12 protein-coding genes are annotated in these 13,510 nt (G+C 59.7%); 9 read left to right on the forward strand and 3 right to left on the reverse strand.

All coding sequences use genetic code 11. The features are described from left to right. The first annotated feature begins 32 nt into the window (after positions 1-32). Positions 33-650 (forward strand): TetR/AcrR family transcriptional regulator, encoded by a 618-nt coding sequence (locus tag GOW60_RS18260; RefSeq protein WP_171169500.1) that lies wholly within the window; start codon positions 33-35, stop codon positions 648-650. Here the strand turns inward: GOW60_RS18260 and GOW60_RS18265 are convergent. Next, on the reverse strand, positions 638-1,738 hold the full coding sequence (locus GOW60_RS18265; protein WP_171230392.1) for a CHRD domain-containing protein: 1,101 nt from the start codon (positions 1,736-1,738) through the stop codon (positions 638-640). The two genes, GOW60_RS18260 and GOW60_RS18265, sit on opposite strands and share 13 nt — an antisense overlap. Before the next feature lie 182 nt (positions 1,739-1,920). Here GOW60_RS18265 and GOW60_RS18270 point away from each other — a divergent pair, with 182 nt between their 5' ends. Continuing rightward, a complete protein-coding gene (locus GOW60_RS18270) occupies positions 1,921-2,298 on the forward strand; it encodes a LysR substrate-binding domain-containing protein (protein ID WP_171230393.1) in 378 nt (125 codons plus the stop codon). A 129-nt stretch (positions 2,299-2,427) separates the two neighbouring features. Here the strand turns inward: GOW60_RS18270 and GOW60_RS18275 are convergent, their stop codons facing one another. Continuing rightward, positions 2,428-3,129 carry a GntR family transcriptional regulator gene (locus GOW60_RS18275; protein ID WP_152460215.1) on the reverse strand — a complete coding sequence of 234 codons (702 nt, stop codon included), beginning with the start codon at positions 3,127-3,129 and terminating at the stop codon, positions 2,428-2,430. Between the two features lie 78 nt (positions 3,130-3,207). Further along, entirely contained in the window at positions 3,208-4,569 is a 1,362-nt protein-coding gene (locus GOW60_RS18280) for a formimidoylglutamate deiminase (RefSeq protein WP_171230394.1), read from the reverse strand. 82 nt (positions 4,570-4,651) lie between these two features. Between GOW60_RS18280 and hutI the strand changes: the two genes are divergently transcribed. The 7 genes from hutI to nadC all read left to right on the forward strand — a co-directional run bounded on the left by hutI (position 4,652) and on the right by nadC (position 13,480). Beyond that, positions 4,652-5,863: an imidazolonepropionase gene (hutI, locus tag GOW60_RS18285; protein WP_171230395.1), complete on the forward strand. Its 1,212-nt coding sequence runs from the start codon at positions 4,652-4,654 to the stop codon at positions 5,861-5,863. Beyond that, positions 5,860-7,398 carry a histidine ammonia-lyase gene (gene hutH, locus GOW60_RS18290; RefSeq protein WP_171230396.1) on the forward strand — a complete coding sequence of 513 codons (1,539 nt, stop codon included), beginning with the start codon at positions 5,860-5,862 and terminating at the stop codon, positions 7,396-7,398. Before hutI ends, hutH begins: the two co-directional genes overlap by 4 nt. After that, positions 7,395-8,189, forward strand: a complete 795-nt coding sequence (hutG, locus tag GOW60_RS18295) for an N-formylglutamate deformylase (protein WP_171230397.1) — start codon at positions 7,395-7,397, stop codon at positions 8,187-8,189. The genes hutH and hutG overlap by 4 nt, the downstream gene beginning before the upstream one ends. After that, positions 8,186-9,868 carry a urocanate hydratase gene (hutU, locus tag GOW60_RS18300; protein WP_171230398.1) on the forward strand — a complete coding sequence of 561 codons (1,683 nt, stop codon included), beginning with the start codon at positions 8,186-8,188 and terminating at the stop codon, positions 9,866-9,868. Before hutG ends, hutU begins: the two co-directional genes overlap by 4 nt. Before the next feature lie 142 nt (positions 9,869-10,010). After that, positions 10,011-11,060, forward strand: a complete 1,050-nt coding sequence (gene nadA / locus GOW60_RS18305; RefSeq protein WP_171230399.1) for a quinolinate synthase NadA — start codon at positions 10,011-10,013, stop codon at positions 11,058-11,060. 6 nt (positions 11,061-11,066) lie between these two features. Further along, positions 11,067-12,635 carry an L-aspartate oxidase gene (locus GOW60_RS18310; protein WP_171230400.1) on the forward strand — a complete coding sequence of 523 codons (1,569 nt, stop codon included), beginning with the start codon at positions 11,067-11,069 and terminating at the stop codon, positions 12,633-12,635. Further along, the gene (gene nadC, locus GOW60_RS18315; RefSeq protein ID WP_171230401.1) at positions 12,632-13,480 is read left to right on the forward strand and encodes a carboxylating nicotinate-nucleotide diphosphorylase; all 849 of its coding nucleotides are present in this window, start codon (positions 12,632-12,634) and stop codon (positions 13,478-13,480) included. Before GOW60_RS18310 ends, nadC begins: the two co-directional genes overlap by 4 nt. Positions 13,481-13,510 lie beyond the last annotated feature (30 nt).

Here is a 13,510-nt window from a genome sequence, read left to right on the forward strand (position 1 = left end):
AAACTGGCGCGGCTATCGATCGAGGAGAAGACATGACCCAGACCGCCACCATCCTGCGCACCGGCCGAAAATTCGACCAGGTTCTGCGCGGGGCTCGAGAGGTTTTCATGGCGGATGGGTTTGAAGGGGCAAGTGTGGATGACATTGCCCGCGCAGCTGGCGTGTCAAAAGCAACGCTTTACAGCTATTTCCCGGACAAGCGCCTTTTGTTCATGGAAGTGGCCCAGACAGAATGCTGCCTGATGGCCGAGCGGGTCATCTCGATGATCGACGAAACCAAGCCTGCCCGCGAAGTGCTTCAGATCACGGCGACGCAATTGACGGCCTTCCTTGTGTCGGACTTCGCGCAGCAGGTTTTCAGGATCTGCGTTGCCGAGCGCGACCGGTTTCCCGAGCTTGGTCGTGCGTTCTATGAGGCAGGGCCGCAAAACGGCCAGCGACAGATGGCCGAGTATCTGGAAAAAGCCGTGGCCAAGGGTGAATTGGCCATTGATGATGTACATATCGCTGCCGAGCAGTTTTCCGAACTGTGCAAAGTGCGGATCTGGACCCGGGCGGCTTTTGGCATTCAGAACACGTTCACCCAGGAAGAAATAGATCAGGTGGCTGCTCAGGCTGTTGACATGTTTCTTGCCCGTTACGGGGTCTGATCCACAAAAGTGATGGCCCGCGTCCGGAACAGGGGCGCAGACCATCGCTCACTCACCAAAACACTCGATACACAACAGTATGAAGCTGTAAGTCTTGTAAAACCCTTTACTCGATGAAAGTTCTGGCCAGACGCTCGCTGACAGGCTGTGCCAGATATGCAATCACCGTGCGTTCGCCTTTGCTGACGAACAGGTCTGCGGGCATGCAGGGGACCAAGTCCAAAGCCGCCACTTCGTCGGATTGCTGATCGTTCAGTTTGACCCGGGTCTTGAAATAGCTCTCGCCCGCGCGTTCGTCCTCCAATGTGCCGGCTGGGATAAAAGATGGAACCTCGGAACTCGGGCACATTGGCCTGCGCAAAAGCTAATAAACGAATCCGTGTGGCCTGACCGATTTTCAGCTTGTTGATGTCACCGGGATTGATCCGGCGCGAAATCGCCGAATTGCAACCGATAAGGATGTCGTCGCCGCCTTCACCGATCAGCGCATTGGTCAGATCGCTGCCGACAATCACGTCGCCATCATCCGAGCCAATGACGTTCTCAATTGAAAACAGTCCATCGGTTTCGACCTGGTTCGAGATCACGTCTTGACCGATGACACCGATGCCCCTTGATGCGTTCACATTCAGCGTGGCGCCTGCATCCGCCAGCGTGTCCTGTACAACCGGGTCGTTTTGGCCGACCGGCGCATTGTGCAGATGGATGGCCGAAACCGCGCCGGGGATGGGCGTGTTCAGGTCAACTTCGTTCCGCCCGACAACGCTCAGTTCGCTGGAATACGAGACTTCTCCGGTCGCCGAATTCCGGGTGATGACTACGATCGCGTGGCCGGTGACCTTGCTGTCCAAGGTCGGCCCGGGCTCTTGCTCCGCGTTCAGGCTGCCGCACAGGGTGACGGTGCGAGTGTCACCTTCAGTCACATCGGTGTCGATCAGCAGCGGCCCGCGGATTTCACCGGCGGGGAACTCAGCCGTGTGGATGCTGTAGTACAGATTGCCCTGTAGAGCTTCTTCAACAAACCAGGCACCGCCCGGGATATTCGCGCCGATCTGTTCCTGCGCCTCAACAACGATGTGCCCCGACACTGTACGGTGCCCGTGTCGTTGAACGGGCTGGGCGCCTTCTGAACAATGCGCAGAAAATCCGTGACACCACGACCGAGTTCCGCGACCCTGAAACAGTTCCTTTGACTTTCGGAATGACTCCGAATTAGGCCCCTTATCTGACCGGGTATCTCTCTGAACCCTCCAGCTCGCTGTTTCCGTGGATGCGGGTCACGCTGGTCGAGGATCTGCCTGAAAACATGTTGCGTATGGTCGATGATCACTTGCTGGACATGGCGCTTGTGGCGAAGATCAACAGCAGCGCCACTTTGGATTTCACTTCAATCTGGTCTGAACCATTGTTTCTGGCCCTTCGAAAAGTGCACCCGCCTTGCACCTTGTCATCCACCACCCCAGAGGATGCTCCGCCATATGATTTCATCCGGTTTTCACATGGTTTCGGCTACGAACTTGAGGGGAGGCTTCCCAACCAAGATGGATCAACCCGGATCAGCAAAGGTTTCGACCTGACCACGCTGAGGTTCGAGACGATCTGCCTGCCATTCCGACGATTGTACAATTGTCCGTGCCCTGGCCGCTGAACAACGAGAACCAAAACTCGGCTGCTTCGGATGCTGAATGGGCAAAGGTGACTGCCACGACAGCCAGGAAGGTGGGATCGAAGCGATGAGGTTTTGCTTCTATGTCAAAACCTGTTCGGTGCTCTGGCCTCAATACGTGGTGCGCATCTGGTATCCCTGATGGAAAGTCATGCGCACGAAAGTTACCGGATCGCTGCGAAACCATGTCGTGCGTTCCAGCTGAAACAACGGTGTGCCGGGCGGTACCGCCAGAAACTCCTGCAAATGCCCTGTTGCCGGGACGGCAGAGAAGGCAATTTCAGCGTTTGAAAACGGCACCTCGGACAGCAGCCATTCATTCGGCCCGGTGGTCAGGAAATCTTCGTCGAGAACCTGAGGCACGGTGCTGACGTTGATCCAGCGTTCCTCGAACTGGAATGGACGGTTGTCGGCGTGGTGCATGCATTGCAGATGGACGACCTGCGCACCTTCCGGGATGTTCAGCTTTGCCTGCAACCACGCGGGGCAATCGATCAGTGTCCGGCTGACCAGAGCATAGCGGTATTCGGCGTTCATTTCTTCGATGGTCTGCCGAACGACAGTGATCGGCAATTTCGCCTGCTTTACCGGTGTGGTCACGACACGCGTTCCACCCTTGCGTTTGCGGGTGACAATTCCCTGTTCGGCAAGTTCCCGCAGCGCCCGATTGACCGTCGCCCGTGCAACGCCGAATTCGGCAGCCAGTTCCATCTCGGTGGGCAACAGGCTGCCCTGTGGCCAGACACGGGTTTGAATGCGGTTCACGACTTCGTCCCGAATGTCCTGAAAGCCGAGAGGTTTTTGATCGGTCACGTGGTGTTCATCCAATTACGTACAAACATATTGTTATTATGATGCCATTTTTGTCAGCCCGTAAAGGCGGCAGCAAGCTCAAAGCCTCGGCATGAGATCAGCCATGGCCTGCCGATAGTCAGATACGATCCGATCCCGGGCAATATGGCGGCCCCGGCGTACCTGATGGCGGCCAGCCGACCACAGATCGGTCACTACGTGGTCCTTCGCGGCAAAGGCCAACCCGTCGAGCAACTGTTCAGGACGCAGGGCACACAGTGCGGGATCCTGGCTGTCGATGGCAACAAGATCCGCCAGCATCCCTTCTGCGATCTGGCCCGCCGCGCGACCCAGGGCCTGCGCACCGCCCAAAGCCGCATTGCAATACAGTGTCTGTCCTACCGAACCGTCCCCTTCGACCAGGACATTGCGCGACAGGTCTCGCAGGCGTTGGGAATACTCCAGCGTACGCAGTTCCTCTGTCATCGAAACCAACACGTTTGAATCCGACCCAACCCCGAAACGACCACCGGCTTCAAGAAAGACAGCCCCATTGAAAGGGCCATCCCCCAAATTGGCTTCGGTGATCGGGCAAAGCCCCGCGACCGCGCCCGTTACAGCCATATCGCGGGTCTCCTTTTCCGTCATGTGAGTGGCGTGGATGAGGCACCAGCGATGGTTTACCGGTGCATTGCTCAACAGCCATTCCACCGGGCGGGCGCCCAGACCCTCGTGAACCTGCTCAACTTCCATGGGTTGTTCCGAAATGTGAATATGGACAGGTCCCGTCTTTTTTGCGTCCAGCACTCGGGCAAGATCTTGCGGTGATGTCGCGCGCAAGGAATGCGGGGCAATGCCTATCTGACAGTCATCCGGCAGTTCGCCCAGTGCCGCCTGCGCCTGTTCGACCAACGCCAGATAGCGGTCTACATCATTGCCAAATCGTTGCTGTCCCGCTTCCAACGGTTGCTCGCCGACCCCTGCGTAAGAATAAAGTACGGGCAGATGGGTCAGCCCGATTCCCGTCTCGGCCGCAGCAGCCATGATGCGCTGGGACAGCTCTGCAAGATCGTCATAAGGTGTGCCGTCTGGCTGGTGATGCAGATAATGGAATTCACCAACCGAAGCATAGCCGGCTTCCTGCATCTCCATATAGACCAGAGCGGCAATCGCCTGCACCTGTTCAGGCGTCAGGTGCGCAGTGAATCGATACATCAGTTCCCGCCACGTCCAGAAACTGTCGCGACCGGCCTTTCGATATTCGGTCATGCCCGCCATCGCGCGCTGAAATGCGTGGCTGTGCAGATTGGCCAATGCGGGCAGCAAAGTGTCGACGCAAGTATCGCCTTCTTGCGCTGTCGCGCCCTGTTGCAGCGAGACGATCAGCCCTTGCCTGATTTCTACCCGCAGGTTCGTAGCCCAACCGGTGCTCAGTAATGCGCGATTAGCGAAGATAGCCATTTTTCACCTCATTTTATGCATAGACATATAAATGATAGAAATGTACTAGAAAAGAAGGAAATGCACGGAGGGTGCGAGTCACATGCAGACGCAAACGCAGGTTTTGACGGATCTTGACACCGCAACGATGACCGCAGGCGGTGCGCCATACGGTTTGGTCCCGGATGCCGCGATCGCGTTGCAGGACGGGCGCATCGCATGGGTCGGCCCTGTTGCGGATCTTCCTCCTCGTTTCGCCGACCAGCCAAGGGCTCGAATGGGTGGGCGCCTGGTTACGCCCGCCTTGATCGATTGCCACACCCATGTGGTTCACGGTGGCCATCGCGCGGCAGAGTTCGAAATGCGCCTGAACGGCGCAAGCTATGAAGAGGTCGCCCGCGCCGGGGGTGGGATCATCTCGACGGTAAAGGCCACGCGCGCAGCCGGAGTGGAGGAGTTGGTCGCACAGGCATTGCCGCGAGTTGATGCGATGCTGGCCGAAGGGGTATCGGTCATCGAAGTGAAGTCCGGTTACGGATTGGATGACGATACCGAATTGAACATGTTGCGCGCGGCTCGGGCGTTGCCTGATCATCGTCCCGTCCGCGTTCTGACCAGCTTTTTGGGGGCTCATGCGGTGCCTCGGGACTATGAGGGCAGGGCGTCGGACTACATTCATCAGGTCTGCATTCCCACGCTTCGCGCCGCTCATGCCGAGGGATTGGTCGATGCGGTCGATGCCTTCTGCGAAGGCATCGCCTTTCAACCGGAAGAGTTGATCCCGCTTTTTGATGTTGCGACAGAGCTTGGCCTGCCGATCAAGATCCACGCCGAACAATTGTCGAATTTGGGCGGCGCAAAACTGGCTGCCGGATACGGCGCGCTGTCGGCAGATCATATTGAGTACCTTGATGAAGCAGGTGTTCTGGACATGGCGCAGGCCGGTACCGTCGGGGTTATTCTGCCGGGGGCCTTCTACACCTTGCGCGAAACACAGGCGCCACCGATTGACCTGTTGCGCCGGCATGCTGTGCCCATGGCGCTTGCCACGGATTGCAACCCCGGTTCGGCGCCGATGACCTCGCTGTTGCTGGCGATGAACATGGGGTGCACCCTGTTTCGCCTGACGCCAGAAGAGGCCCTGCAAGGCGTGACGGTTCACGCGGCCCGTGCTCTCGGGTTGGCTGACTGCGGCCAGATCTCAGTCGGGCGGCGCGCTGATCTGGCGGTTTGGAATGTCGAACACCCCGCGGAATTGGCCTATCGCATCGGCTTCAACCCTCTTCATACCCGCATATTCGGAGGTATATTTTGACGACCCTCACCCTTACCCCGGGCACCGTTACCCTGTCGCAGCTGGAACAGGTCTTTCGCGAAGAGTGCGCAGTTCGGTTGGACCCCGCCTGCCGCCCGGCCGTCGAAGAAGCGCACAAGCGCATCGCCGATGCGGCGGCGGGAGAGGCCGCCGTATATGGCGTGAACACAGGGTTCGGGAAACTGGCAAGCGTCAAAATCGCGGCCGAGGACACGGCAACCTTGCAGCGCAACCTGATCCTCAGCCATTGCTGCGGCGTGGGCCCTGCGATCCCGCGCGCCCTTGCCAGATTGATGATGGTTCTGAAATTGCTGAGCCTGGGGCGCGGGGCCTCGGGGGTTCGGCCAGAAGTGATCACCCTGCTGGAAGGGATGTTGTCACAAGGTGTGACCCCGGTGATCCCGGCGCAGGGTTCGGTCGGGGCTTCGGGTGATCTTGCGCCCTTGTCCCACATGGCTGCCGTCATGATGGGCGCTGGTGAGGCCGAGTTTGGCGGCGATGTGATGCCCGGTGACGCTGCGCTGTCCAAAGCGGGTCTGCACCCGATCGAACTGGGCCCCAAAGAAGGGCTGGCGCTGATCAATGGCACCCAGTTTTCGACGGCCTTTGCGCTGTCCGGCCTGTTTGGTGCGTGGCAGGCGGCGCAAAGCGCGCTGGTTACCTCGGCGCTGACGACGGATGCGATCATGGGTTCGACCGCCCCGTTGCAACCGGAAATCCACACGTTGCGCGGGCATCGCGGGCAGATCGAGGCCGGCGTGACCATGCGGGCGCTGCTGGCCGGGTCGGTCATTCGTGAAAGCCATCGGGATGGAGATACCCGGGTTCAGGATCCGTATTGTATCCGCTGCCAGCCTCAGGTGGTGGGGGCCGCGATGGATGTGCTGAGGCAGGCCGCTACAACGCTGGAAATCGAGGCCAACGCGGCGACGGACAATCCTCTGGTTCTATCGGAAACCGGTCTGATCGTTTCGGGCGGGAATTTTCACGCCGAACCCGTTGGGTTTGCCGCAGACATGATCGCGCTTGCCGTGGCCGAGATCGGGGCAATTGCGCAACGCCGCATTGCGTTGATCGTCGATCCGGCGCTCAGCTTTGATCTGCCGCCATTTCTGACGCCCAATCCGGGCCTGAATTCGGGCTATATGATCGCTGAGGTGACGACTGCCGCACTGATGAGCGAAAACAAGCATCTGGCCAATCCATGCGTGACGGACTCGACGCCCACATCGGCTAATCAGGAAGATCACGTTTCGATGGCGGCCCATGGTGCGCGGCGATTGGGGCAGATGGTTACCAATCTGGAACGCATTCTAGGGGTCGAACTGCTGTGTGCCACACAAGGGGTCGAGTTCCGTGCGCCGCTGCCTACGAGCGAAACGTTGCAGGCCGTGATGGCACGGCTGCGCGCCGTGGTGCCGGCCTTGGGTGACGATCGCTATATGGCACCCGAGATCGAAGCAGCCTCGGCCCTGATTGCCAGTGGTGAGATTGCCCGTGGCACGGGCATCGCCATGCCGGAACTTGGCGCATGAGCGGCCCGGTCGAGATTTCGCGCGGTGACGGTCCGATCGTGCTGGGTCTGCCGCATACCGGCACCCATGTTCCGGCCACGATCGAGGCCAAGTTGAATGCGCGGGGCAAGGCTCTGGCGGATACGGATTGGCATGTTCACACCTTGTATGAAGGACTTCTGCCCGGTGCGACGACGGTTCGGGCGACCTTCCACCGATATGTAGTCGACGCCAACCGGGATCCGTCGGGCCTGTCGCTTTATCCCGGTCAGAACACAACCTCTCTTGTGCCGCTGACGGATTTTGACGGCCAGGACATCTGGAACATCCCGCCTTCGGAAAAGGATATCCTCGAACGACGGGAAGCTTTTCATGCACAGTATCATGCCGCCATGAAGGCCGAGCTGGAACGCGTGAAGGCGGCCCACGGGGTTGCGGTGCTGTATGATTGCCACTCGATCCGCAGCCATATTCCATTTCTGTTCGAAGGTACTCTGCCCGATATGAGCATCGGCACGAACAATGGGGCGACCTGCGCTCCGGAAATCGAAGCCATAACGCATGAATTCGCGGCGTCCTCGCCCTATACGGCTGTTCTGAATGGGCGGTTCAAGGGCGGATGGACAACGCGCCATTATGGGCGCCCCTCGGAAGGGGTTCACGCGATCCAGATGGAGCTGGCTCAGTCGACCTACCTGAAAGCTGAAGCGCCGCCCTGGGCTTTTGACACCGACAAAGCCGACCGCCTGCGCCGGTGGCTCAAAGACATACTTGACGCTATCCACGACACTGCATTGGAGCTTGCCCGATGACCGATCCTCGCAAAAATACCCGTGACATCTATCCCCCGACAGGGCCCGAACTGAACGCCAAAAGCTGGATGACCGAAGCCCCGATGCGGATGCTGATGAACAATCTGCACCCTGATGTGGCCGAGAATCCGCATGAGCTGGTTGTCTATGGCGGCATCGGCCGCGCCGCGCGGACATGGAAAGATTTTGATACCATCGTTGCTAGCCTCAAGGACCTGGAGGAAGATGAAACGCTGGTGGTGCAATCCGGCAAACCGGTCGCCATCGTTCGGACGCATGCCGATGCACCTCGGGTGCTGATCGCGAACTCGAACCTCGTGCCGCATTGGGCCAACTGGGACCACTTCAACGAGCTCGATAAGAAGGGCCTGATGATGTACGGCCAGATGACGGCCGGTTCGTGGATCTATATCGGGACGCAAGGCATCGTTCAGGGCACTTACGAAACCTTCGCCGAGGCGGGGCGTCAACATTATGACGGGGACCTGACCGGCAAGTGGATTCTGACCGGCGGTCTGGGCGGCATGGGTGGCGCGCAACCTCTGGCGGCGGTCTTTGCAGGGGCGTGTTGCCTGGCCGTCGAGTGCAATCCAGACAGCATCGATTTCCGCCTGCGCACCAAGTATCTCGACGAAAAGGCCGAGACGCTGGACGAAGCGCTGGAAATGATCGACCGCTGGACCAGGGCGGGCGAGGCCAAATCGGTCGGTTTGCTGGGCAATGCGGCCGAGATTTTCCCCGAGATCTACCGGCGGATGCAGGCGGGCGGGATGCGCCCTGACATCGTGACCGACCAGACCAGCGCCCATGATCCGGTCAACGGTTATCTGCCATTGGGCTGGAGCATGGCGCAGTGGAAAGACAAGAGGGAAAGCGACCCCAAGGCCGTGGAAAAGGCAGCGCGCGCGTCGATGAAGCAGCACGTGGCCGCCATGGTCGATTTCTGGAACGCGGGCGTGCCAACCCTGGATTATGGCAACAACATCCGGCAGGTGGCGCAGGACGAAGGTTTGGAAAACGCCTTTGCCTTCCCAGGTTTCGTGCCCGCCTATATCCGCCCGTTGTTCTGCCGTGGCATCGGCCCGTTCCGCTGGTGCGCACTGTCGGGCGATCCCGAGGATATCTACAAAACCGACGCAAAGATGAAGGAACTGTTCCCCGAAAACACCCATCTGCACAATTGGCTCGACATGGCGCAGGAGCGCATCGCCTTTCAGGGCCTTCCCGCGCGCATCTGCTGGATCGGACTGGGCGACCGCCACAAGGCCGGTCTGGCGTTCAACGAGATGGTCAAAACCGGAGAACTGAAGGCGCCGGTCGTCATCGGTCGTGACCACCTCGACAGCGGCTCGGTCGCGTCGCCGAACCGCGAAACCGAGGCGATGAAGGACGGCTCGGACGCGGTGTCGGATTGGCCGCTGCTGAACGCGCTGGTCAATACCGCCTCGGGCGCGACATGGGTCTCGCTGCACCACGGCGGCGGCGTTGGCATGGGTTTCAGCCAACATGCGGGTGTCGTGATTTGTGCCGACGGAACCGATGCAGCGGCCAGACGTCTCGAACGGGTTCTGTGGAACGATCCGGCGTCTGGCGTCTGGCGTCACGCAGATGCGGGTTACGAGGACGCCAAGGCCTGCGCACGTGAACACGGGCTGCGTCTGCCGGGGATTCTGGGCTGATTTGCCATTCATCTTTGAATTTGTCTGCATGGCTTAGCGCTAACGTCTCATTTTCCGGTTTCGAACCGGGGATGTTTCCGCTAGGGCTAAGCCGTTAAGCAGCCCGCCAGGCTAACGACAACTGACAAAGGTGGCTCGCCCGTTGCTCGATATTGCACAAGTCCGCACTGTTCTTTCGGACGTCTATGACCTCGCCCCATCGGCCACGTTGGCCAATGAGATGAAAGACACGTTTGCCCGTATGGATCGTGTGATCAGCCCGCCGGATTGGGCGATCTATGCGCCCTATGTGCGGGCGATCAACGCGCTCAAGAAAGAGCGTAACGCCGTGATCCTTGGGCACAATTACATGACACCGGAAATCTATCATGGTGTGTCCGATTTCGTGGGTGACAGCCTGCAACTGGCGATCAAGGCCAGCGAGGTGGAAGAGGATGTGATTGTTCAGGCCGGGGTTCATTTCATGGCCGAGACATCGAAAATTCTGAGCCCCGGGAAAACGGTTCTGATGCCCGACATGGATGCGGGGTGTTCGTTGGCAGAATCGATTACGGCCGAAGGAATCGACGAAATGCGGGCCAAATACCCCGGCGCGCCGGTTGTGTCTTACGTGAACACCACTGCCGAGGTCAAAGCGGCCTCGGACATCTGCTGCACCTCGTCGAACGCCTTGCAGATCGTGAATGCCATGGAGAGCGACACGGTCATCATGACGCCGGATCAATATCTGGCTCAAAACGTGGCCAATGAAAGCCACAAGAACGTGGTGTACTGGCCCGGTTCCTGCATCGTGCATGAACAATACACCGCACAGGACCTGCGCGACTTCCGCGAATGGAACCCCGGAACGCGCCTGATTGCGCATCCGGAATGCCCGCCGGATGTGGTGGCCGAGGCGGATTATTCCGGTTCGACCAGCGGGATCATCAAATATGTGCACGATGAGAAACCCGAAAAGGCGATGCTGATCACCGAATGTTCGATGGCGTCGAATATCGCGGATGAACTGCCCGAGGTCGATTTCGTAGGGCCGTGCAATATGTGCCCGTACATGAAAAAGATCACGCTGGAAAAGATCCTCTATGCGCTGCACACGATGGAAGGCCAGGTCGAGGTCGCTGAAGACGTGGCAGAGAAGGCCCGCAAATCTGTTCAGGCGATGATTGATCTGTCCCGCAAGCTCGGCATCTGATCGGCAATGACCGACATCACCACGGATCGCGTCGTTATTGTCGGGGCCGGGATCGGCGCGCTTTATGCTGCGCTGAAACTGGCGCCGCGCCCGGTGGTGATCATCTCGCCTGATCCTTTGGGCGAAGGTGCAAGTTCGGCATGGGCGCAGGGTGGCGTGGCGGCGGCGATGGACCTGGCCGACAGCCCGGAAAGCCACGCCGTTGACACCGTAAATGCCGGGGCAGGCACCGTCGAGCCTGACGTTGCGGATTTGGTGACCCGAGAGGCGCGGGACTATATTCTGGACCTGACCACTTTGGGCACACCATTTGATCGCACCGAGGGTGGCGGGTACGTCCTGTCCCGAGAAGCCGCGCACAGTTTTGCCCGTGTCGTGCGGGTAAAGGGCGATCAGGCCGGCAGTGAAATCATGGCCGCCCTGATCGAACGAGTGCGCGAAACTCCGTCGGTGCAGGTGTTGGAAGGGGTCCTTGCCGTTGCGCTGGAAGTGACGGATGGGCGCGTGGTGGGTGTGGTTTTGCAGGACGCCTCGGAAAGCGGATCCGCGCCCGTGACGCTTCGTGCACCTGCCGTATTGTTGGCGGGTGGCGGTTCTGGCGGGCTTTATGCCCTGACGACCAATCCGGCCCGCATCCGGGGGCAGGTTATCGGAATGGCCGCACGGGCGGGGGCGCTGATCGCCGATGCCGAATTCGTGCAGTTCCACCCCACGGCCATGGACGTGGGTGAAGACCCGGCCCCGCTGGCGACCGAGGCCCTACGCGGAGAAGGGGCAATACTGATAAACAAGCACGGCGAGCGTTTCATGCAGGCCGTTCACCCTGATGCCGAGCTTGCCCCGCGCGACGTTGTGGCCCGGGCGATTTTTGCCGAGGTACAGGCCGGCAACCGCCCGATGCTGGACACCCGCAAGGCTTTGGGCGCGCAAATCAACGCACTTTTCCCGGCGGTTGCCGCATATTGCGCGCGCAACGGAATCGATCCGGTCCGGGATGCGATCCCGGTTGCTCCGGCAGCGCATTACCACATGGGCGGGATTGCCACAGGCACTGATGGCCGCGCGACGCTGGATCGGTTGTGGGTGTGCGGCGAGGCGTCTTCGACCGGCCTTCACGGCGCCAACCGGTTGGCCTCGAACGGTTTGCTCGAAGCGTTGGTGTTTGCACGCATCTGTGCCCAGGACATTGCGCGTTCGATACCGGACACTTCTGCGTCGGAACCTGTGGCCCTTCAATTTGATCAAGCTGACATCCCTGATACGTCTGATGCGGTCAGTATGTTGCGCACGACCATGTCGCGCGATGTTGGCGTGGTCCGGGACCGCGCCGGGTTATGCCGGGCATTGCACAGGATTGCCACGCTCGAAGAGCGGTATGGCACATGCCCGTCCTTCAGAAACATGTGTGCCACAGCAACCTTGATCGCCGCGGCGGCATTGCAGCGCGAAGAAAGCCGCGGCGCGCATGAGCGATCCGACTTTCCGGAAACTGCCGATGGCCCCGGCAAACGATCCCGGATGTATCTTAGCGACGCGCTGCACATTCGCGCCGAAGCCTGCAAGGAAATATCATGAGTTTTGCGACCCTGCCCGATCTGATCCTCGAACCCGTCATCCGCGCGGCGCTGATGGAGGATCTGGGAGCATACGGTGATGTGACCACCCGCGCCGTGATCCCACCGAACGCGACCTATACGGCCCGGCTGAATGCGCGTGAGGATGCCGTCGTTTCGGGCATGCAGGTGGCGACGATTGCGTTCCGGCTGGTCGACCCGACGCTTGAGGTTGAGGTGCATGTCAAGGATGGCCAGCCTTGTCGGCGCGGCGACACGCTGATGACCATCAAAGGTTCTGCGGCCTCGATCCTGTCGGGTGAGCGGGTCGCGCTGAATTTTGCCGGTCGTCTGACCGGTATTGCCACAAAAACTGCCAGCTTTGTTCAGCAGACAAAGGGCACGAATGCCCGCATGACCTGTACCCGCAAAACCACGCCCGGACTTCGCATCGTCGAAAAACAGGCCGTGCTGCATGGCGGCGGTTTCAATCATCGTTATTCTTTGTCCGACGCGATCCTGATCAAGGACAACCACATTGCTGCCGCCGGGGGTGTGCGTCAGGTTCTTGAGGCCGCCAAAGCGCAAGCCAGCCACATGATGGCCGTCGAGATCGAAGTCGATCGACTGGACCAGTTGGCCGAAGTGCTCGAGGTTGGCGGCGCGTCCGTCGTATTGCTGGACAACATGGATGACGAGATGCTGTGCGAAGCGGTTGCCATGGTGGACGGGCGGATGAAGACCGAAGCCAGCGGTAATGTGACGTTGGACCGGGTTGCATCGATTGCGGCGACCGGCGTCGATTACATCTCGTCCGGGGCGCTGACGCATTCCGCCCGAACCGTTGATCTGGGTCTTGATTTCTGAAAAGCGCGGCATTTCCGCTTGATTTGGGAT

This window comes from Ruegeria sp. HKCCA4008 (genome assembly GCF_013033125.1).
In the GTDB taxonomy this organism is placed as follows: domain Bacteria; phylum Pseudomonadota; class Alphaproteobacteria; order Rhodobacterales; family Rhodobacteraceae; genus Ruegeria.